The 21,459-nt window shown below is 64.1% G+C and carries 20 protein-coding genes; 11 read left to right on the forward strand and 9 right to left on the reverse strand.

The window, feature by feature from the left end; genetic code table 11:
- Positions 1-41: 41 nt before the first annotated feature.
- A complete protein-coding gene (locus tag JQ632_RS20635; protein ID WP_212404411.1) occupies positions 42-308 on the forward strand; it encodes a hypothetical protein in 267 nt (88 codons plus the stop codon).
- A 382-nt stretch (positions 309-690) separates the two neighbouring features.
- Positions 691-2,655, forward strand: a complete 1,965-nt coding sequence (locus tag JQ632_RS20640) for a carbohydrate porin (protein ID WP_212404459.1) — start codon at positions 691-693, stop codon at positions 2,653-2,655.
- Here the strand turns inward: JQ632_RS20640 and JQ632_RS20645 are convergent.
- Entirely contained in the window at positions 2,652-3,383 is a 732-nt protein-coding gene (locus JQ632_RS20645) for a sulfite exporter TauE/SafE family protein (RefSeq protein ID WP_212404412.1), read from the reverse strand. The two genes, JQ632_RS20640 and JQ632_RS20645, sit on opposite strands and share 4 nt — an antisense overlap.
- Before the next feature lie 328 nt (positions 3,384-3,711).
- Here JQ632_RS20645 and JQ632_RS20650 point away from each other — a divergent pair, with 328 nt between their 5' ends.
- The gene (locus JQ632_RS20650; protein WP_212404413.1) at positions 3,712-5,007 is read left to right on the forward strand and encodes a hemolysin family protein; all 1,296 of its coding nucleotides are present in this window, start codon (positions 3,712-3,714) and stop codon (positions 5,005-5,007) included.
- 215 nt (positions 5,008-5,222) lie between these two features.
- Here the strand turns inward: JQ632_RS20650 and JQ632_RS20655 are convergent, their stop codons facing one another.
- The 4 genes from JQ632_RS20655 to JQ632_RS20670 all read right to left on the reverse strand — a co-directional run bounded on the left by JQ632_RS20655 (position 5,223) and on the right by JQ632_RS20670 (position 9,560).
- Positions 5,223-5,462 carry a PilZ domain-containing protein gene (locus JQ632_RS20655; RefSeq protein WP_212404414.1) on the reverse strand — a complete coding sequence of 80 codons (240 nt, stop codon included), beginning with the start codon at positions 5,460-5,462 and terminating at the stop codon, positions 5,223-5,225.
- Between the two features lie 106 nt (positions 5,463-5,568).
- Positions 5,569-7,194, reverse strand: coding sequence for an FMN-binding glutamate synthase family protein (locus JQ632_RS20660; RefSeq protein WP_212404415.1), 1,626 nt, complete (start codon positions 7,192-7,194; stop codon positions 5,569-5,571).
- Between the two features lie 340 nt (positions 7,195-7,534).
- Complete coding sequence (locus JQ632_RS20665) at positions 7,535-8,413, reverse strand: patatin-like phospholipase family protein (RefSeq protein ID WP_212404416.1); 879 nt, start codon at positions 8,411-8,413, stop codon at positions 7,535-7,537.
- A gap of 373 nt (positions 8,414-8,786) precedes the next feature.
- Positions 8,787-9,560 carry a ferredoxin--NADP reductase gene (locus JQ632_RS20670; protein ID WP_212404417.1) on the reverse strand — a complete coding sequence of 258 codons (774 nt, stop codon included), beginning with the start codon at positions 9,558-9,560 and terminating at the stop codon, positions 8,787-8,789.
- 389 nt (positions 9,561-9,949) lie between these two features.
- On the opposite strand from JQ632_RS20670, the gene JQ632_RS20675 reads away from it, so the two are divergent.
- On the forward strand, positions 9,950-10,873 hold the full coding sequence (locus JQ632_RS20675; protein WP_212404418.1) for a RimK-like protein: 924 nt from the start codon (positions 9,950-9,952) through the stop codon (positions 10,871-10,873).
- Positions 10,874-11,083: 210 nt separating this feature from the next.
- Here the strand turns inward: JQ632_RS20675 and JQ632_RS20680 are convergent, their stop codons facing one another.
- Together JQ632_RS20680 and JQ632_RS20685 are read right to left on the reverse strand one after the other, a co-directional pair.
- On the reverse strand, positions 11,084-12,010 hold the full coding sequence (locus tag JQ632_RS20680) for an amino acid ABC transporter substrate-binding protein (protein ID WP_212404419.1): 927 nt from the start codon (positions 12,008-12,010) through the stop codon (positions 11,084-11,086).
- Between the two features lie 9 nt (positions 12,011-12,019).
- Positions 12,020-13,318 carry a dicarboxylate/amino acid:cation symporter gene (locus tag JQ632_RS20685; protein ID WP_212404420.1) on the reverse strand — a complete coding sequence of 433 codons (1,299 nt, stop codon included), beginning with the start codon at positions 13,316-13,318 and terminating at the stop codon, positions 12,020-12,022.
- Here JQ632_RS20685 and JQ632_RS20690 point away from each other — a divergent pair.
- From JQ632_RS20690 to JQ632_RS20715, 6 genes are all read left to right on the forward strand, one after another.
- The gene (locus tag JQ632_RS20690) at positions 13,302-13,439 is read left to right on the forward strand and encodes a hypothetical protein (RefSeq protein ID WP_212404421.1); all 138 of its coding nucleotides are present in this window, start codon (positions 13,302-13,304) and stop codon (positions 13,437-13,439) included. The genes JQ632_RS20685 and JQ632_RS20690 overlap by 17 nt on opposite strands.
- A gap of 111 nt (positions 13,440-13,550) precedes the next feature.
- Positions 13,551-14,552, forward strand: a complete 1,002-nt coding sequence (locus JQ632_RS20695) for an NADP-dependent oxidoreductase (protein WP_212404422.1) — start codon at positions 13,551-13,553, stop codon at positions 14,550-14,552.
- A gap of 167 nt (positions 14,553-14,719) precedes the next feature.
- A complete protein-coding gene (locus JQ632_RS20700) occupies positions 14,720-15,562 on the forward strand; it encodes a cysteine rich repeat-containing protein (RefSeq protein ID WP_212404423.1) in 843 nt (280 codons plus the stop codon).
- A gap of 140 nt (positions 15,563-15,702) precedes the next feature.
- Complete coding sequence (locus JQ632_RS20705) at positions 15,703-15,912, forward strand: hypothetical protein (protein ID WP_212404424.1); 210 nt, start codon at positions 15,703-15,705, stop codon at positions 15,910-15,912.
- Positions 15,913-16,024: 112 nt separating this feature from the next.
- Positions 16,025-17,164 carry an FAD-dependent monooxygenase gene (locus tag JQ632_RS20710; RefSeq protein ID WP_212404425.1) on the forward strand — a complete coding sequence of 380 codons (1,140 nt, stop codon included), beginning with the start codon at positions 16,025-16,027 and terminating at the stop codon, positions 17,162-17,164.
- Positions 17,161-18,774 (forward strand): benzoate-CoA ligase family protein, encoded by a 1,614-nt coding sequence (locus JQ632_RS20715; protein WP_212404426.1) that lies wholly within the window; start codon positions 17,161-17,163, stop codon positions 18,772-18,774. The genes JQ632_RS20710 and JQ632_RS20715 overlap by 4 nt, the downstream gene beginning before the upstream one ends.
- A gap of 217 nt (positions 18,775-18,991) precedes the next feature.
- Here JQ632_RS20715 and JQ632_RS20720 read toward each other — a convergent pair whose 3' ends face one another.
- Together JQ632_RS20720 and maiA are read right to left on the reverse strand one after the other, a co-directional pair.
- Positions 18,992-19,504, reverse strand: a complete 513-nt coding sequence (locus JQ632_RS20720) for a MarR family winged helix-turn-helix transcriptional regulator (protein WP_212404427.1) — start codon at positions 19,502-19,504, stop codon at positions 18,992-18,994.
- Positions 19,494-20,126, reverse strand: coding sequence for a maleylacetoacetate isomerase (gene maiA / locus JQ632_RS20725; RefSeq protein ID WP_212404428.1), 633 nt, complete (start codon positions 20,124-20,126; stop codon positions 19,494-19,496). Before maiA ends, JQ632_RS20720 begins: the two co-directional genes overlap by 11 nt.
- A 209-nt stretch (positions 20,127-20,335) precedes the next feature.
- Between maiA and gtdA the strand changes: the two genes are divergently transcribed.
- Positions 20,336-21,376 (forward strand): gentisate 1,2-dioxygenase, encoded by a 1,041-nt coding sequence (gtdA, locus tag JQ632_RS20730; protein ID WP_212404429.1) that lies wholly within the window; start codon positions 20,336-20,338, stop codon positions 21,374-21,376.
- Positions 21,377-21,459 lie beyond the last annotated feature (83 nt).

The raw sequence follows: 21,459 nt of genomic DNA on the forward strand, positions 1-21,459 counted from the left end.
GCGGACCACAACGGACCGCCTCAACCGGATGGAGTTTGAAAATGTCGATCAAGACCAAGATTGCCGCCGCTGCCCTTGCTGCGCTGACCGTCACCGCCAGCGTTGCGACCACCACCTCGACCGCCCAGGCCAAGCCGCTCGGCTGGGGCTGGGGCGTCGGAGCCGGCATCGCCACCGCCGCCATCGTCGGCACCGCGGTCGCCGCCAGCAACCCTTATCCTTACGGCTACGGCTACACCCGCTGCGGCTGGGTCGCCCAGTATGACGCCTTCGGCCGTTACATGGGCCGCGTCCGCACCTGCTACTGATTATCTCTTGAGGCCGATTCCTTAGTGGATCCCGCGTCCGACACGGGCGCCTCATCCACCCCGTGTCGTGCCCCCGACCCGCCCGGTTGTCCCCCCGGGCGGGTCATCCATTGTGGGGCAAAAATTGTTGCACCCCCGTCACACTCCGATGCGAACCCATGTCCGCGGCAAATCGCGCTAGTTGCTATTGCGAATTACTCGCAATAAGGTTCTGAGACATTACCGGGACTTGGGAAGAAACCGCGCCGGCCGGCGATCATCCGGTCGAACTGGCGATATCCAAGCCGCTGATGACAGCGTCGCTCCGAATCTGCAGGGATACCGGGGCGTGAGGGACAATTCGCGCTTGGGGGCGGGGGTGAGAGTAAAACGTCTACGACTATTGCGGGCTTCCGCCGCGAGTGCACTGGGTGTGCTGGCCGTCACTGAGGCGGCGCCGGCGGCCGATCTGCCGTTGAAGGCACCGGCGTGGAAGGCGGTCTACGACTGGACCGGCCTCTATATCGGCGCCCATGTCGGCTACGGCTTCGGCACATCAAGCGCGACGCTGACCGATCCCACCATCGCGACCAATCACAACGTTCATGGCGGCGCGACCGGCGGCGTGCAGGCCGGCTACAACTGGTGGCTCAATTCCGGCCTGCTCCTTGGCGTTGAAGGCGACATCTCGTTCCCGAACTATTTGCCGTCGAACCATGTCGTAAACTCCGCGGTCACCGCGCTATCGAGCGCCGAAGAGCGCTGGGACTATTTTGCGAGCATTCGCGGCCGGATCGGCTATGCCACCGGCGCCTGGCTGTTTTACGCGACCGGCGGACTCGCCTTCGCAGGCGAACGCTTCCTTTCGACGCCGACGGGCGATGTCGAGGACCGGCGGCTGAACACGCGACTCGGCTGGGCTGCGGGTGCGGGCGTCGAATATGCTTTTGCCCCGCATTGGACGGCGCGGCTCGAATATCTCTATCGCAAGTTCGAGGACGTCAACGTCACCTTCCCGTCGGGCGTGAACTACGCATCGACGCTGGATTACCAGACCATCCGTCTCGGCCTCAATCGCAAGATCGATTGGCCGGGCATGCCGAGCTACAACCCGAAGTCATCTGTCATCGACACCGAGTCGGACCGCTGGGAAATTCATGGCCAGTCGACGTTCATCGCGCAAGGCTATCCGTCGTTCCGCGCACCCTATAGCGGCCCGAACAGCCTGACGCCGGCACCGCAATATCAGGAGACCTGGAGCAACTCGCTCTATCTCAACGCGCGGCTCTGGGACGGCGGCGAGGTCTACTTCAATCCGGAGCTGCTGCAGGGCTTTGGCTTCAACAACACGACCGGCGCCGCGGGCTTCCCCAACGGCGAGGCGCAAAAGTCCGGCTTCCCCTATCCGCATTTCAATCCGTCGCGCCTGTTCGTGCGTCACACCTTCGGCTTCGGCGGCGAGCAGGAAGAGCTCGCCAGCGGCCAGTTTCAGCTCGCCGGAAAGGCCGACGTCTCGCGTCTGACGCTGCAAGCCGGCAAGTTCTCGGTGGTCGACGTGTTCGACGGCAATTCCTACGCCCACGACCCACGCAAGGACTTCATCAACTGGTCGATCTGGGCGTCGGGTGCCTTCGACTATGGCGCGGACAAGCTGGGTCTCGGCTATGGCGCCACCGCGGAATTGAATCAAAAGCAGTGGGCGATCCGCGCCGGCTATTTCCTGGTCGACGCCGTCTCGAACTCGAACAACTTTGACATGAACATCCCGCGCCGCGGCGAATATGTCGCGGAGCTGGAGACCCGTTATTCGCTGTTCGGCCAACCGGGCAAGCTGCGCATGCTCGGCTTCGTCAACAGCGTCAATGCCGGCAGCTATCGCGACACGCTGAACAATCCCGCGCTCAATCTCGACATCTCCCAAACGCGTACGGGCCGCATCAAATACGGCTACGCCCTCAACCTCGAGCAAGCCATCACCGACGACATCGGCGTGTTCGGCCGCTGGAGCTGGAACGACGGACGAAACGAGATCATGGCGTTCACCGACATCGACCGCAGCCTGTCGATGGGCACCTCGATCAAGGGCACCAGATGGGGCCGGCCCGATGACGTCATTGGCATCGCCGGCGCCATCAACGGGCTTTCGCAGGATCATCGCGACTTCATCGCGGCCGGCGGGCTGGGCCCGCTGATCGGCGACGGCGCCCTCAACTACCGGCGCGAGCGGGTGCTGGAAGCCTATTACGCCTACGCCTTGAACAAGGCGCTGACCTTCACCGCCGACTACCAGCTCATCACCAACCCCGCCTACAACGCCGATCGCGGACCGGTCTCGATCTTCTCGGGGCGGCTGCACGGGGAATTCTAGAACAACAGCGCGACGCCGGAGACGAACAGAAGCGCAAGCACGATCTTGCGAAACACTGCCTCGTCGATCCGGCCGAACAGTTTTAGCCCGAGCCATGTGCCCGCGAACAAAAACGGCAGGCCGAGCACAAACAGTCTTGCCGTCTCGACCGTGAGCGATCCCTTCACGCCGAGCCACAGCGCGGCCATGGCGAATACAACGACCGCGACCGGCTGGAACGTCGCGCGCTGGACATCCTTCGGCAGGCCCCGCAGATTGCACCAGATGGTGACGATGATGCCGGCAAGGCCGGTGAGCCCGCCGAGCACGCCGTTGAAAAATCCGACCGCCGCTTCGGCGGCGGGCGGCACGGCGGCAGCGAGCTTGAGCTGCGGCCGGAACAGCGCATAGAGGCTGTAGGCGATCAGGATGATTCCAACGGCGATGCGGACGTTGCGCGGATCGGCGGAGGTCAGCAGCGTGACCCCCGCGGGCACACCGATCACTGCCCCGATCACGAACGGCCACAGCCTGCGCCAGTCCAGCGCCGCGCGCAGCTTCCAGACCGAGTAGCCCTGCACCAACAGGCCGAAACCGATGATCAGGCTGGCGCTCTGCAGCGGCGTCAGGACGTAGAGCCACAACGAGGCCGCGACCAGGCCGAAGGCAAATCCGGACAGGCCGGCGACGAAGGCACCGGCGAACGTGGCCAACAGGAAAACAGCAAGTTCGAGTGCGATCCCATCCATTGCTCGCTCCATGGTTCAGCGAGCAGCGCTTGCGTGGGATCGCCACTTCACGGGGAGGCTGCGACACCCCCGAAGCCTTTAACCCTAGGTGAAACCGGTTCCCCCGGCAACGCGCGGGACTAGAGCCCCGTTCGGATTCCATTGGAACGGGGCTCTAGATTCTTGTTCTGACGCGTTTTCTTGACGCGAACCGGTATCCACTTCGCTCGAAAACGCTCTGACGCCTGCGGCAATTTGGTCGGAACCCGGCAATCCCGGCGTCGAATGCCTATATACTGGCTTTGGTCCGGCGACCGCCCGACCGGGGACCCCAACCTATTCGCGTGCAATGCTCTCTCTCGAACTCGCTATCGTCGTCGTCCTGATCGTCGTCAACGGCCTGCTGTCCATGTCGGAGCTCGCCGTCGTCTCGTCGCGCCCGGCGCGCCTGACCATCCTCGCCAACAAGGGCGTGCGCGGCGCCCATCGCGCGCTGGCCCTGGCGTCGGATCCCGGACGGTTCCTGTCGACGGTTCAGATCGGCATCACGCTGGTCGGCGTGCTCTCGGGTGCGTTCTCCGGCGCGACGCTCGGGCAGCGGCTGGCGCAATGGCTTGTCGAGCTCGGGCTGTCGTCGAGGGTCGCCGACATCGTCGGCGTCGGCATCGTCGTCACCGTGATCACCTATGCGACCCTGATCGTCGGCGAGCTCGTGCCGAAGCAGGTGGCGCTGCGCGATCCCGAAAGCATCGCCGTGAAGGTCGCGCCGGCGATGGAGCTGCTGGCAAAAATCTCACTGCCGCTGGTGCTGCTGCTCGACCTCTCCGGCAAGGTCATCCTCACGCTGCTCGGCCGCGGCGGCAAGGCGGAGGAGACGGTCTCCGAGGACGAGATCCATCACCTCGTCCACGAAGCCGAGAGCGCCGGCGTGCTGGAGCCCGGCGAGAAGGAGATGATCGCGGGCGTGATGCGGCTCGGCGACCGGCCGGTCGGCGCGGTCATGACGCCGCGCACCGAGGTCGACGAGATCGATCTCAGCGACGATCCGGAGACCATCCGCGCGATCATCGCCAAAAGCCCGCATTCGCGCTTTCCCGCCTCCGACGGCGACCGCGACAAGCCGATCGGCGTGCTCCAGGCCAAGGATCTGCTGGTCGCCTACATGAACGAGCGCACGCCGGATCTGCGGGCCCTGGTGCGCGAGGCCCCCGGCATCCCGGCCTCGGCGGACGCGCGCGACGTGCTCGCGATCCTCAGGGCTGCGCCGGTGCATGTCGGCCTCGTCTATGACGAATATGGCGGCTTCGAAGGCGTGGTCACTGCGGCCGACATCCTGGAATCGATCGTCGGCGCCTTCCACTCCGAGGAGGGACCGCCGGAGCCGGCCTACGTCAAACGATCAGACGATACGCTGCTGATTGAGGGCTGGATGCCGGTCGACGAGTTCGGCGAGTTGCTCGGCATCGAGCTGCCGCCGCATCACCGCTTCCACACCGTGGCGGGGCTCGTGCTGCAGCAGTTCAACGTGCTGCCCAATGTCGGCGATGCCTTCGATCTCGGCGGCTGGCATATCGAGGTGATCGACCTCGACGGCCGGAGGATCGACAAGATCCTTGCGACACGCAGGGAGCAGGCGGCGGCGTGATCATTCTTCCTTCTCCCCTTGTGGGAGAAGGTGGCATAGGCGGCCTTCGGCCGCCGTTCTCAAGAACGCCGATGCTTTGCATCGGCTATGGCGCCGGATGAGGGGTTCTATCCGCGAATCCAAATGCGAGTGAATTACTGCGGAGAGAGACCCCTCACCCGTCTCGCCGCAAGAGCGGCGAGCCACCCCCCACAAGGGGAGAGGGAAAGAGAGACTCAATCGAACTTCACGCCGATGCGCTTTTCCTTGCGCCAGACGACGCGACAGGGCAGGTGCTTTCCGTCGGCGGGCACAAAGAGTGTAAAGCGATCGGGAATGCCGATGGGGCTCGTGACGTCGAGCGCGGCGCCGGCTTCGGAATAGTTGCGGATGGTGCAGTCGATCGCGCCGCCGCCAAACTCGATCGTTCCGGCCTTCAATACGCGGTGCCGCGACTTGTCTCGCCGCTCGTCCATGCGGCAAGCCTACACCAAAACCTCAATCAATCGCTAAATGCGCGAGCCCGCTCGCGATGAATTTCAGACGTCTGCGGCAACCGGGGGCGCCTGCGGCCGCGCCGCCTCACATCGCAGGCTGGAACGTGTCCGCCCGCGCCATCCGCCAGGCGTCGCGGAAGCGCTCGTCCTCGGTGCCGTCGAGCAATTCGCCCGGACGCAGCGCGGGATAGAGCTGCGCGAAGGAACGCACCTCGGTGGTCGAGTTGCGCTGGGTGAAGTGGATCGGGCGCAGTTCCTGCGGATGTTCGAGGCCGGCGGCCGCGATCAGCTCGGACAGCGAGTGCAGCGTGGCGTGGTGATAATTGTAGACCCGGTCGATCTTGAGCGGCACGTAGAGCGCGCGCGCACGCGTCGGGTCCTGTGTCGCCACGCCCGTCGGGCAGCGGTCGGTGTGACAGCTCAGCGACTGGATGCAGCCGAGCGAGAACATGAAGCCGCGCGCCGAATTGCACCAGTCCGCGCCGATCGCCATCGCGCGCGCCATGTCGAAGGCGGTCGCGACCTTGCCGGAGGCGCCGAGCTTGATGCGGTCGCGCGCATTGATGCCGACCAGCGCGTTGTGGACGAAATTGACGCCCTCGCGCATCGGCATGCCCAGATGGTCCATGAACTCGAGCGGCGCCGCGCCCGTGCCGCCCTCATTGCCGTCGACGACGATGAAATCCGGATAGATGCCGGTCTGGAGCATCGCCTTGCAGATCGCGAGAAACTCCCAGGGATGACCGATGCACAGCTTGAAGCCGGCCGGCTTGCCGCCCGAGAGACGCCGCATCTCGGCGATGAACTGCATCATCCCGATCGGAGTCGAGAAGGCGCGGTGCGAGGCCGGCGAGATGCAGTCCTCGCCCATCGACACGCCGCGGATCTTCGAGATCTCCTCCGACACCTTTGCCGCAGGCAGCACGCCGCCATGGCCGGGCTTGGCGCCCTGGCTGATCTTGAGCTCGACCATCTTGATCTGGTCTTCGCCGGCGATGCGCGCGAACTCATCCGGATTGAAGCTGCCGTCCTTGTTGCGGCAGCCGAAATAGCCGGAGCCGATCTCCCAGATGATGTCGCCGCCCATCTCGCGGTGATAGGGGCTGACGCCGCCCTCGCCGGTGTCGTGCGCAAAGCCGCCCTTCCTCGCGCCCGCATTGAGCGCGCGCACCGCGTTGGGGCTGAGCGCGCCAAAGCTCATGGCCGAGATGTTGAACACCGAGGCCGAATACGGCTTCTTGCAGTCCGGGCCCCCGATGGTGATGCGGAATTTTTCGTCGACGCGCGTCTTCGGCGACACCGAATGGTGCATCCACTCGTAACCCTCACGGTAGACGTCCTCCTGGGTGCCGAACGGGCGCTTGTCGAGCTGCATCTTGGCGCGCTGATAGACCACCGCGCGGATGTCGCGGGAGAACGGCATGCCGTCCTTCTCGCTCTCGAAGAAATATTGCCGCATCTCCGGGCGGATCTCTTCGAGCAGGAAGCGGATATGCGCCGAGATCGGGTAGTTGCGCAGGACCGCGTGGCCCTTCTGGAGCAGATCGCGCACGCCGAGCAGAGTCAGCCCGCCGAAGATGATGATCGGAACGAGCAGGATGTCGAAGATCTTGCGATCGGCGATGCCGATGCCGACGAGCAGCGCGGTCACGACCGCGCAGATCGTCAGCACGATGAAGCGTGGCGAGAAGGGAAGCAGGAGGGTCTCCATGATCCCTTCCTCGAGAGGTCCTCTGGGCTGGTTATGCGATTTGTTGACGTTGGCCACAGTCACATCCTCTCGTCGAATGACGGGGGTACGATCCGCCCGCGCCTCGTCTACGGATATGACGCGGCTCGAGTTTCAGGCTACCGAATTCGTACCGTTCAAATCAATCCATCAGATGAGCAGGACCAGAGCGCGATGAGATCAGGTTGAATCGTGATCGCGCTCTAGCTCTTTGTTTGAGCATGATCTTTCCGGAAAACCGCTACACGCTTTGCGCTAACGCGGCCCTTCGGGTCCGGATCATGCTCTATTGCGGTGCAATAGAGCGCACCGAAATGACATGTCAGTGACTGTGCGGGCGCGCCTCGTGCGGAATCCGCCCCTGTTGCTCGAGGCCGCTTTGGGCGAGCCAGGCATCGGTGCTCCCCACCGCGCGTTCGATATGGTCCTCGGTGCGCGAGAAATCGTAGGGTGAGCCGACCAGCGGGCAGAGCGGCGGCACCACAAAATACTCGATCTCCGGATCGAGCCCTTCGAGCTCCGCCACCAACTGCCGCGCGATCAGAAGCGTCAGCGCATGCAACGCGTTGGCCACCGCGCCGACCGGCGGGTCGGTCACGGCACAGGCATGTCCGGTTGGCAGTACGATCAGGCGCTTTGCGCCCTGCTTCACTGCGACCCGCACCGGCGTGTTGGAGGAGATCGCGCCGTCGGCGAGATAACGATCGTGGTAGCGAACCGGCGTAAAGGCGCCGGGGATGGCAGTCGAGGCGACAATCGCGTCCGATGCGGAACCTTCCGAGATCACCACGCTGTCGCCCGAGATGATGTCGGTGGCGACGATGTACACCGGCAGCTTGGCATCCTCGAGATTGCGATAGGGCAGATGATCGTCGATCAGCTTGCGGATGCCGTCATGGGGTATCAGGAAGTCGCGCCGCCACAGGAAGCCGAGCATGGTGCGCCAGGTGATGGGGAAGACGTCATGGCGCCTGAGGCCGCGCCAGATCGCTTCGAGCCCGAGCACGCCTTTTAGCGTGGGATCGCCGGCATAATAGGCGCCGTTGATCGCGCCGACGCTGGAGCCGACCACGAGGTCGGCTGTGATGCCATGCTTGGCCAGCGAATGCATCATGCCGACCTGGATCGCCCCAAAGCTGCCGCCGCCCGCCAGCACGAAGGCCGTCGGCTTTGGCGAGCGAACATGATCGATCACGGTCAAGGCGTGCGGCTCTCCCCCTGCTCTCGCGCTGCGCTACGGCCCGCGAGGTTTTGGGGGAAATTATAGCAGTGCGCGCGGAAAGCGAGCCAATAACAAAATTGGGTGGGGGTGAGAGAGTGCGTAAGCGAGTGACGAGGGAGGCCGGCCCACCCTCCGCTGTCGTCCTGGCGAAAGCCAGGCGAAAGCCAGGACCCATAACCCCAGGGAGGAGTCGTTACGCGAGCTGATAACCCCGAGTCTTCGCCAAACCACGTCCTGTGGTTAGGGGTCCTGGATCAGCGCTCGCTCCGCTCGGTTGTCCAGGACGACGTGCATGGGGCAATGTCGTCCCACAAAACGGGACGACAACTCAGATTGATCGCTTCAGCGGAGCTCAGCGCTCCACGAACGCCTTTTCGATCACGAAGTGGCCGGGCGTGTTGCCGCTGCCTTCGGCAAAGCCCTTGCCTTCGAACATGACCTTGAGCTCTTCGAGCATGGCGGGGCTGCCGCACATCATGATGCGGTCGGTTGCGATGTCGAGCGGACCCTGGCCGATGTCCTCAAACAACTGGTTCGAATTGATGAGGTCGGTGATGCGGCCGCGATTGCGGAACGGCTCGCGGGTCACGGTCGGATAGTAGACCAGCTTCTCGGAGAGCAGCGGTCCGAACAGTTCGTCGTCCTGCAGGCCGGCGACGAGCTGCTCGCCATAGGCGAGCTCGGAGACCTGGCGGCAGCCATGCACCAGGACGATGCTCTCGAACCGGTCATAGACGTCGGGGTCCTTGATCAAGCTCGCGAACGGCGCAAGGCCGGTGCCGGTCGACAGCAGCAACAGCCGCTTGCCGGCAATCAGGTTGTCGGCGATCAGCGTGCCGGTCGCCTTGCGGCCGACCAAAATGGTGTCGCCTTCCTTGATCTTCTGGAGGCGCGAGGTGAGCGGGCCGTCCTGAACCTTGATGGAGAAGAACTCGAGCTCTTCCTCGTGATTGGCGCTCGCCATGCTGTAGGCCCGCAGCAGCGGCCGGCCGTCGACCTCGAGGCCGATCATCGCGAACTGGCCGTTCTGGAAACGGAAGCCGGAGTCGCGCGTGGCGCGGAAGCTGAACAGGGTGTCGGTCCAGTGCTGGACGGAAAGAACCTTCTCTCGATAGAACGCGCTCATGTGTCTCGATATTCCGAATTGATGCGGGTCTTGAACAAAAGGGTGGCTCTTGAACAAAGGTGGCCTGGCCCCGAAACGGGGTCGTACACCACTGTCATGGCGGATGATTTCGCGTGTGTGATCTACGCCATTGAGACAGATAATCAACCTCGTCCCGGGCGCATTGACGCCGGTCAAACCGGCATTTTTGGCCGGATCTGCAGCATAATTAACGAATTTTCTGCCTTGCACGCGTAGCGGGCAATTTCTTTTCCCCGCAGGGCTCGCCCGCAGCACTTAATTTCCATCCCGCTCGCGCAAAATTCATTAAGAATAGTTCTGATTTCTGCCATGGCAGACCGCTGATTTCCGCATGACGGCGGTTTTTGCGCGGATGAGACGGTTTGGACATGCCCGAGCGGATCTTCGTACAGGCGATACGGCACTATTGCGCCCGCCACGACATCGACATCGACGTGCGGGCCGACGGCTGGCTGATCGCGATGCGTCGCGGACCACAGCGCCATTTCGCCTTCGGCTACGACATCGGCCTCAACAGCGCGATCGCGCACCGGCTCGCCAACGACAAGTCGGCGGCCGCGGAGGTGCTGGCCTTGTCCGGCGTGCCCTGCATTCCCCATCGTCTCTTCATCGATCCAAAACTCGTCCCCGCGCCCGGCGCCGAAGAGATGATGCGCGCGCTGCTCGCGGACAACCAGCAAGGCCTCGTGCTAAAGCCCAATGAAGGAACGGCCGGCCGGCTGGTCATCCGGGTGACCAACGCGCGCGAGCTTCAGCTTGCAGTCGAAAAAATCTTCACGTCCAGCCAGGCGCTGGTGATTTCACCTTTCGTCGACATCGAGGAGGAGGTCCGCGTCATCCTTCTCGAAGAGACCCCGATGGTGGTCTATCGCAAGGAGCGTCCGTCGGTCACCGGCGACGGCACGCACACCTTGCGCGAGCTGGCGCGCGCCACCGCGCTCGAAGCGCGGCTCGGCGATGTCGCACCCGATGCGCTCGACGCCATTGTGCCGGCCGGCGAACGCCGCATCCTGAACTGGCGCCACAATCTCGACGCCGGCGCGAGACCCGTCCTGATCGAGGATGGGGACGTCCGCACCGCCTGCGTCGCGATCGCCATCGCTGCCGCCCGCGCCATCGGCATCCGCTTCGCCTCGATCGACATCGTCCGCACGGGCGGCGCCTGGAAGGTGCTGGAGATCAACTCCGGCGTGATGATGGAGGCGCTCGGCAAACTCTATCCGGAGCTCGCGCATGCGACCTACGGCGCAGCACTGGATCGGGTGTTTGAAGATAATACAGCGTCACGGTGACCTTACCCTCCCCTGGAGGGGGAGGGTCGCTATGCATGCAGCGAAGCGGAATGCGTAGCGGGGTGGGGTGAAGGTCTCTCCACACGGAACACTTCCTGCGTTGATAGATCACCCCACCCCGGCTCACATTTCGCTGCGCTCAAAGTGAGCCGACCCTCCCCCTCCAGGGGAGGGTAAGAGCCGGCCACTCAGCGCATCAACGATGCCGCGCTAATTATTCGCGCTCGGCGAATCGTCCATCGCCTTGAAGGCTTCCTCGAGTTGCAGCGAGATCGGCACGTTCAGGCGTTCGCCGGTGGGGAGTCGTGCGGTGAACCATTTGTTGTAGAGCGGGACGAGGTCGCGGTTGGAGCCGAGCTTGCGGAAGGTGCGCTCGACCACGGCCGACAATTGCGGCTCGCCCTTGCGGAACATGATGCCGTAGGGATCGTAGGACAGATAGTCGCCGACGACACGGAACTTGTCCTGCGCCTTGTGGCGCACGATCAGGCCGTAGAGCAGGATGTCGTCGGTCGCGAACGCGTCCGCCTTGCCGTCGGCGAGCATCTGGAACGACTGCTCGTGGTCCGGCGAGGTCACGATGTTGAGGCCGAGCGAGAACTTCTTGTCGGCCGCGTGCATCGCCTGCTCGTTGGTGGTGCCCTTGGTCACCACCACGGTCTTGCCCTTGAGATCCGTAACGCCGGAGACGGCCGCCGCCTTCGGCACCATCAGCTTGGTACCGGCGACGAACATCAACGGCGAGAACGCCACGCGCTTGGCGCGCTCGGCGTTCGCCGTGGTCGAGCCGCATTCGAGGTCGATCTTCCTCTGCAGGACGGCGTCGATACGGTCGTCCGAGGTGACCTTGACGTATTCGATCCTGAGATTGGGATCGTCGACCTCGACGCCGATCTCCTCGACGATGGCCTCGCAGAGCTCGAGGCTGTAGCCGATCGGACGGTTGGCCTGATCGAGGAAGGAGAACGGCGGCGAGCTTTCGCGATAGCCGAGCCGCACGACATGCGCGCTCTTGATGGCCGACAGCGTCGGGCTCAACCCCTCGCTGCCGGTCTGGGCGGACGCCGCGGTCGCGAGCAAGCATGCCGCGAGCCACAGGCAGCCAGAGGTCAATGACCTCGCCAGTGTCTGGCCCATGATGCACTCCTAACCATGGCCGGCCATGGCGGGCACCTCGCCGGGGACCATGTCCGGCGTCACCTGCTCGCCCGGTCCGAGCTCATGCTCGGGCCCGAGCTCGCCTTCCCATTTCGCGACCACGGCGGTCGCGAGCGAGTTGCCGATCACGTTGGTGGCGCTGCGTCCCATGTCGAGGAAGGTGTCGATGCCCATGATCATCAACAACCCGGCCTCGGGGATGCCGAACTGCGCCAGCGTCGAGGCGATCACCACCAGCGAGGCGCGCGGCACGCCGGCGACGCCCTTGGAGGTGATCATCAAGGTTGCCAGCATCGCGAGCTGCGTCGCGAGCGACATCTCGATGTGATAGGTCTGCGCGATGAAGATGCTGGCGAAGGTGCAGTACATCATCGTGCCGTCGAGGTTGAAGGAATAGCCGAGCGGCAGCACGAAGCTCGAGATGCGCGAGGACGCACCGAACTTCGTCAGCCCCTCCAGCGTCTTCGGATAGGCGGCCTCCGAGCTCGCGGTGGAGAACGCGATCATCAGCGGCTCGCGGATCAGCTTCAGGAGATGGCTGTATCTCGGCCCGATCACGACGAAGCCGACCACCACCAGGATGACCCACAGGATCGCGAGCGCGAGATAGAAGCCGCCCATGAAGACCACGAGCTTCCAGAGCACGCCGAGGCCGTTCTTGGCGACCGTTGCGGTGATGGCGGCCCAGACCGCGAGCGGGGCGAACAGCATCACATAGCTCGTCACCTTGAGCATGATGTGAGCGACGTCGTCGATCATCGCCAAAATCGGTTTCGACCGCTCGGGCATCGAGCCCATTGCCACCGAGAAGAACACGGCGAATATCACGATCTGCAGGATTTCATTCTGCGCCATCGCGTCCGCGATCGAGGTCGGGATCAGATGGGTCAGGAATTTTTCGATCGAGAAGGCCGATACCGGCAGTCCCGTCGATTGCCCCGCCGCGGGCAGCGTGCCTGGGAAGTTCGCACCCGGCTGCAGCAGATTGACCATGATGAGGCCGAGCAGCAGCGAGACGAGGGAGGCGCTGACGAACCAGCCCATGGTCTTGGCAAAGATGCGCCCGAGCCGCGCGCCACTGCCCATATGCGCGATGCCGCCGACCAGGGTCGCGAACACCAGCGGCGCGATGATCATCTTGATCAGGCGCAGGAACATCATGGCGATCAGGTTGATCGACGACGCCCATTCGGCGCGCGTATCGGGCAGGAAGTTGAAGATCGCTGCGCCCATGACGATGCCGAGCACCATCGCGGCAAGGATGTATTGCGTGAACCTGTTCGACATTGCGTACCCCCACAGACACCGACGCTTCATAGTGTCGCAGTTTTTCGCGGTCGGCAACACGCTTGGCGTGCCGCGCGATCAGCGGGATGTTTCCGTTGCGAAATGGGAACAGGCGATCTAGCCTTCATGCAGCGCACAACAAATGCAGCTTGCTCGTTTTCCGCGCGCGAGTTGCACCGATAATCGCCAGAACAATCGCCAAAAGATCATCAAGCAATCAGAGAGGAACGTCATGAGCGGGACCGTCAATCGCCAGATTCTTCTGGTGGAAAAGCCGAGCGGCAAGCTCGGACCCGAGCACTTCAAGATGGTGGAAGGCGCAGTGCCGGAACCGAAGGATGGCGAGGCCTTGCTGCGCGTGCGTTACATCTCGCTCGATGCCGCCAACCGCGCCTGGATGCACGGCGCAACCTATCGCTCTGCCGTCGAAGCCAACAGCGTGATGGCGGGAGGTGGCATCGCTGAGGTCGTCAGCTCGAAGGCGCCGGGGCTCGCGGCCGGCGACATCGTGTTCGGCGACACCGGCTGGCAGGACTATGCCGCCGTGCCCGCAAAGCACCTGAACAAGATGCCGAAGCTCGAACCGCTCACGCATCTGCTCAGCGTGTTCGGCATCGCCGGCCTCACCGCCTATTTCGGCCTTTTGGAGATCGGCAAGCCCAAGGAAGGCGAGACCGTGGTCGTCTCCGCGGCCGCAGGCTCGGTCGGCTCGATCGTCGGCCAGATCGCAAAGATCAAGGGATGCCGCGTGGTCGGCATCGCCGGTGGTGCCGACAAATGCAACTGGCTGATGTCGGAGCTCGGCTTCGATGCCGCCGTCGACTACAAGGACGGCGCCACGTTCAAGGCGCTGCGCGCCGCCGCACCCAAGGGCATCGACGTCTATTTCGACAATGTCGGCGGCGACATTCTCGAAGCCTGCATTCCGCAGATGACCAATTTTGGCCGCATCGCCTGCTGCGGCGCAGTCTCGCAGTATGACGGCGCGCCATCCCCGCACGGCCCGCGCGGGGTGCCCGGCCTCATCGTGGTGAAGCGACTGATCATGCAGGGCTTCATCGTGATGGATTTCGCAAAACAATACGATCGCGCGCTCACCGATCTGCAAGGCTGGGTCAAGTCGGGCAAGCTGAAGGTGCAGGAGGACGTGATCGACGGACTTGCGAACACGCCCAAAGCGCTGATCGGATTGCTCGCCGGCGAAAACCGCGGCAAGCGCATGGTCAAGCTCTGACGACATCGTCGCGACATCCGGCCGAAACCCTATTCTACTTGCGGTAGCGGCCAAAGCGGCAAATGATGCGCGTCGCGAGATCCCCTCGCGACGATTGCGTGCGCATCATTTTCGGAAGCCTTGAAGCAAATTGCCGGGCTTCACCGATAGGGCAGGAACTCACCCAGATGTTCAAGACGTTGAAATGTGTCGCAACGCGCCAGGCGTTGCTGGCGGCGGCGCTCTTCGCAGTTGCAGCACCGGCTTTGGCGCAGGCGCCGACCGATGCACAGAAGAGCGCGATCCGCTCCGCGTGCCGGTCCGACTACCAGTCGCATTGCGCGAGCGTCCCGCCGGGCGGCGCGGAGGCGTTGCAGTGCCTGCAAAAGAACATGTCGAGCCTGTCGTCGTCGTGCCAGAGCGCGGTGCGCGCGATCGAGCCGGCGGCGGCGCCGAAGACCGAAGCCGCACCGGCCGCGCCGAAGACCGAGGCCACGCCTGCTGCGACGGCGCCGGCCGCCGAGCCCGCAGCCAAACCCGCTGCCGCCACCACCGCGGCGCCCAAATCGTCGGCCGAAAAACCCGCTGCTGCCAAGCAGCCGACCAGCGCGGAGATCTCGGCCGTCAAGAGCGCATGCCGCTCCGACTATCCCAAGGTCTGCGCCAGCGTGCCGCCAGGCGGCGCGCCGGCCTTGCAGTGCCTGGAGAAGAACAAGGCAAAACTGTCGCCGGCCTGCGAGAAGGCCGTCACCGCTGCGGCCGGAGGTGGCGGCGGTGCGGCAGCAACAGCGGCGCCTGCAGGCGCAGCGCCGGCCGCAGCACCGGCGGCTGAGCCGGCCGTGATCGTGCTGCGTCCATTGCTGCCGCGCGAAGAGCTGTTCATCATCCGCTCCGCCTGCAGCGCCGACATCCGCACGCTGTGCGCCGGGGTCGCGCCCGGCGGCGGCCGGATCATCCAATGCGTTGCAAACCAGGCCGCGAAGCTGTCGCCCGCGTGCAAGGACGTGCTGGCGCCGTTTGCAGCTCGATGAGGCCTGGCGACGCCGCGTAGGCAGCCCCGGCGCGCGTCGACTTCCTGGCGTGCGCATGACATGATGGCATGCGCATTTTTGCCGCTCCGCAGCACGTTCCGAAATCTCGATTTCGATCACGTCAAGACCGGGAGGAAGCCATGCGTCCGTTCCTGCTTATCGTGTCAGCGATCCTCGCCTTCGGCGCAACCATGGTTGCAACCGACGCCAATGCTGTCGTGTGCGCCCGCGGCGTCTATCGCGCCGGCTGCGCCGGACCGAACGCCGCCGTCGTGGTGCGCAAGCCGGTGCCCGCGGTCAGGTGCACGACCGTGCTGGTGGACGGCGTCTGGGTCAAACGCTGCGTTTGAGTTGACGGACCTTGGTTGGCGGACTTGCCAATATTTCCTCTGGCGCCAACCGCCGGAGCAGACTAGTCTAGCCCCAGATAGTAAGTATACTGTCAAATAAGGGAGGCAGACGTTGCGGATCGCCGTGATTGGCGGAGGGCCTGGCGGGCTCTACTTCGCCTATCTCTGGAAAAGGCGCCACCCCGAGGACCAGGTCGACCTGTTCGAACAGAACCCGGCCGACGCGACCTGGGGTTTTGGTGTCGTGTTCTCTGACCAGGCGCTGGAATTCCTGCGCGCGGACGACCCCGAGACGGTCGACGCGATCGCGCCGCATATGGAGAGCTGGCAGAACATCACGCTGAATCTCGGCGGCGACAGCGTCGCCATCGACGGCGTCGGCTTCTCCTCGATCGGGCGGCTCGACCTGCTGAAACTCCTGCAGCAGCGCGCGATCGACGTCGGCGTCACACCGCGCTTCGACACCCAGATCCACGCGATCGAGGAACTCAACGGCCACGATTTGATCGTCGCCGCCGACGGACTGAACTCCTTGGTGCGGCGCGCCTTCGAGGGCGATTTCGGCACCTCGCTGTCCTATTCGTCCAACAAATTCGTCTGGTATGGCACCTCAAAACGTTTCGACACGCTGTCGCAGACCTTTGTGAAGACCGACCGCGGCGCCTTCAACGCCCACCACTACCGCTATTCGCCGACCATGAGCACCTTCCTGGTCGAATGCGACCACGCGACCTGGCAGGCCTATGGCTTCGCCTACAAGGACGTGGAGCAGTCCAAGGGCGTGTGCGAGGAGGTCTTTGCCGACACGCTCGGCGGCCACTGCCTGGTCTCCAACAAGTCGGTCTGGCGCAATTTCCCCTGGGTGTGGAACGAGCATTGGTCGTTCAAGAACATCGTGCTGATCGGCGATGCCCTGCACTCGGCGCATTTCTCGATCGGCTCGGGCACGCGGCTCGCGATCGAGGACGCGATTGCGCTGGTGAAGGCGCTGGAGTCCGACGCGCATCTGGCGACCGCGCTGCACCGCTACCAGGCCGAGCGCAAGCCGATTGTGCAAAAGCTCGTCGACGCCGCCCGCACCTCGGCCGGCTGGTACGAGCATTTCGCCGCGCACATGAAGCTCGACCTGATGGATTTTGCCTACAGCTACATTACCCGCTCCGGACGGATCGACGATGCGCGGCTGCGCGCGATGTCGCCCACCTTCATGGCGCGCTACGAAGCGGAGAAGAACGGCGGGAGCGCGGCATGAGCGCGGAGATTCGAGACCAGGTGCCCGCGGAAAGCCCGGGCGCGCGCGAGATCGGCTTTGCCGTTCCGCAGATCTACAATGCAAGCCGTGTGCTGTTCGACAACCTCACCAAGGGCCGCGGCGACAAGGTCGCGCTGCTCGGCCCGGCCGGCACGCGCACCTATGCCGAATTGTGCGCCGAGGTCTGCCGCTGGGGCAACGGCTTTACATCGCTCGGCTTGAAACGCGGCGACCGCGTGCTGCTGTTCCTCGACGACACGCCGGCCTACCCGGCCGCGTTCTTCGGCGCGGTGCGCGCCGGCTTCGTGCCGCTGCTCATCAACACGCTGACGCCGCCGGACCTGCTGCAATTCTATCTCGCCGATTCCGGCGCGGCCGTGGCCGTCGCGGACGCCGAGTTCTGCGTGCGCTTCAACGCGGAGGCCTGCAAGGACACGGGCCTGCGCACGCTGATCGTCGTCAATGGCGAGGCGGGTGAACACGCCGCGCCGCAGGCGATTGCCGCGGCCGGCTGGCTCGCGCAATTTTCGGCCGAGCTCGCTGAGGCCGATACGCATCGCAACGAGATGGCGTTCTGGATGTACTCCTCCGGCTCGACCGGACGACCGAAGGGCATCGTGCATCTCCAGCACGACATGGCCTATAGCGAGGCTGCCTTTGCGAAGAACGTGCTGAAGCTCGGACCCGATGACATCTGCTTCTCGGTGCCAAAGATCTTCTTCGCCTATGGCTTTGGCAATTCGGTCACCTTCCCGTTCTCGGCAGGTGCAGCGACCCTGTTGATGCCGGGCCAGCCCAGGCCGGCAACGATTTTCCAGGCGATCGAACGCTTCAAGCCCACCGTCTTCTTCGGCCTGCCGACGCTCTATACGTCGCTGACCAAGGCCGAAGGTGCCGACAAGACCGATTTCTCCTCGCTGCGCATGGCGCTCTCGGCGGCCGAAGTCCTGTCCGCCGAAGTTTTCAACGGCTGGAAGAAGCTTACGGGCCTCGAGATCGTCGAAGGGCTCGGTTCGACCGAGGTGCTGCACATCTATCTCAGCAACAGCCCCGACAAGAAGAAGCTCGGCGCCGCCGGCCTGCGCGTCCCCGGCTACGAGGTCGCGCTGCGCGACAAGGAGGGCCGCGAGGTCGGCGACGACGAAGAGGGCATTTTGTGGGTGCGCGGCGATTCCAACACGCCGCTGTACTGGAACCGGCCGGACAAATCGGCCGAGACGATCCGCGAGGGCGGCTGGATCTACACCGGCGACCGCTTCGTCCGCGATAGCGACGGCTTTCACTTCTTCCGTGGCCGCGCCGATGATCTCGTAAAAATCTCCGGCCAGTGGGTCTATCCGCTGGAGGTCGAGCTGTGCCTTGCCGATCACCCGGAAATCCGCGAATGCGCGGTGTTTGCCGCCGAGCTGCCCGACCGCCGCATGACGCTGAAGGCCGTGGTCGTCATGAACGACCGCCGCTTCGATCAGGGCATGACGACGCGGAAGCTTCAGGACTACGTCAAGGGCAAGCTGCTTCCTTACAAATATCCGCGGGAGGTGATCTTCATCGACGAGCTGCCGAAGACGGGCACGGGGAAGATCGATCGGCAGGCGTTGCTGAGGATGTGAGATGACGGCGCCGCCATACTCGCAGTGTCGTCCCGGCGAAGGTCGGGACCCATAACCCCAGGGAGTGGTTGTGGCGCGAGACTGGTAACCCCGAGTCTTCGCCAAACTTCTCCCTGGGGGTATGGGTCCCGGATCAGCGCGCGCTTAGGGCGCGCTTGTCCGGGACGACGAGTGGAGTGTGAGGCGCTTATCCATCCACTTATCCAACGCGTCGCTCCTACCCCGCCTTCCCCAGATGCTCCAGCGCGTCCTCCGCGCGCAGCGGCACGCGCGAGGCTTCGTTGTTGAGATCGACGAGCTGTTCGAGCAGCGCCATCAGCGTCTTGCGATCGGCGGGTTTTAGCGGCTCCAGCATGCGCGCCTGGGCGCGCTCGACCGCGGGGATGATCTCCTTGAGCAGCGCCGCACCCGATTTCGTCAAATAGAGCAGCTTGATCCGCTTGTCCTCCGGCGAGGGTTTTCGCTCGATGTAGTTTTTGGCTTGCAGCCGTTCGATGACGCTGCCGAGCGTCGAGCGGTCGAAGGCGATCACGGCGGACAGCCGCGTGGCGTCGATGCCAGGATGGGTGTGGATGGCGACCAGGGCTGCGTATTGCACCGGCGTCAGGTCAAAGTCGCGGCACTCCTCCATGAAGATCGACACCGCGATCTGCTGCATGCGCCGGAACAGATAGCCCGGCGCGGCATAGACCGCGTCCATCGTGATCGGAGGCGGAGGCTTACTCGGCATCGGGCTGCCGCTCCGGTGCAGCGTCGATGAAAGCGGGCAGCGCCTTGGCCGCCGCCTCGGCCTTGAGCAGGCGCGGATAGGCCGAGACGTCGACGCCGAAGCGGCGCGCATTGCCGAGCTGCGGCACCAGGCACAGATCCGCCAGCGTCGGCGCATCGCCGAAGCAGAACGGGCCGGCCCCATCCTTCACCAGCGTCTCGCAAGCTGAGAGACCTTCGCGATTAACCCAGGCCGCCCACTCCTGCACCTTATCCTCGGCAAGGCCGAGCTCGCGCAGGCGCGACAGCACTTTCAGGTTCTGCACCGGATGGGTGTCGCAGGCGATCGCCTGCGCAAAGGCCCTCACTTTTGCGCGCCACAGCGGATCCTTCGGCAGCAACGCGGGCGCGGGGTGGGTCTCGTCCAGCCATTCGATAATGGCGAGCGACTGGGTCAGGATCGCGCCGGCATCGTTCTCCAGCGCCGGCACCAGGCCTTGCGGATTGATGGCGATATAGGCGGGCGCGCTCTGCTCGCCCTTGCGCAGGTGATGCGGCAGGTGCGTGGCCGCGAGCCCCTTCAGGTTCAGGGCGATCCGCACCCGGTAGGCCGCGCTGGAGCGGAAATAGCCGTGCAGCTTCATCGGAACCCTCCCTCGGATCTTGTTGTTTGCCCCAGGTCTTGTTTAGCCATGTCTGTCATTCCGGGGCTCGCGAAGCGAGAACCCGGAATCCTAGGATTTCGGATCTTGTCCTTCGGACCATCCCGGAATGACGGTGTCAACGTCGATTGACGCTACCTATATTGTAAGTATACTGTCAATCTCAAAAGACGAATGACGGGAGGCTCGTGATGGAAGCCGTGACCAAGACGCCGGAACGCGAGGCGTTCTACAAGAAGATCGACGGCGAAAACCTCACGGCGCTGTGGACGGTGATGAGCGACCTGATCACGCCGGAGCCGAAGAGCGCCTGCCGGCCGCATCTGTGGAAGTTCGACGTTATCCGCGACTACATGACCGAGGCAGGCAAGCTGATCACCGCCAAGGAAGCCGAGCGGCGCGTTCTGGTGCTCGAGAACCCCGGCCTGCGCGGACAGTCAAAAATCACGACGTCGCTCTATGCCGGCGTCCAGATGGTCGTGCCCGGCGATGTCGCACCCGCGCACCGGCACAGCCAGTCGGCGCTGCGTTTCGTGCTGGAGGGCAAGGGCGCGCACACTGCCGTGGACGGCGAGCGCACCGCGATGGAGCCGGGCGACTTCATCATCACGCCGTCGATGACCTGGCATGATCATTCCAACGAGACCGATGAGCCGATGTTCTGGCTGGACGGACTCGACATTCCCCTGGTGCAGTTCTTCGATTGCTCGTTTGCGGAGGGCTCCAAGGAGGACCAGCAGAAGATCACAAAGCCCGCCGGCGACAGCTTTGCGCGCTACGGTCACAACCTGCTGCCGGTCGACGTTAAGCGGGCCTCAAAGACCTCACCGATCTTCAGCTATCCCTACGCCCATACGCGCGAGGCGCTGGAGAGGGCAAAGCTGCGCGAGGAATGGGACGCCTGCCACGGGCTCAAGCTCAAGTTCAGCAATCCGGAAACCGGCGACTACGCGATGCCGACCATCGGCACCTTCATCCAGCTCCTGCCAAAGGGCTTTAAGACCGCGCGCTACCGCTCGACCGACGCCACCGTGTTCTGCGCCATCGAAGGCAAGGGCCGCAGCCGCATCGGTGACCACACTTTCGAGTGGGGCCCGCGCGACCTGTTCGTGGCGCCGAGTTGGCACTGGGTCACGCACGAGGCCGATGCCGATGCTGTGCTGTTCAGTTTTTCGGATCGACCGGTGCAGCAGAAGCTGGATCTGTTCCGGGAAGATCGGGGGAATGCGTAGTCGATCTTGTAGGGTGGGCAAAGCGAAGCGTGCCCACCACTTCTGTATATGTTGAGGAAAGATGGTGGGCACGCTTCGCTTTG

The sequence above is a fragment of the Bradyrhizobium liaoningense genome, assembly GCF_018130955.1.
GTDB lineage: Bacteria > Pseudomonadota > Alphaproteobacteria > Rhizobiales > Xanthobacteraceae > Bradyrhizobium > Bradyrhizobium liaoningense_C.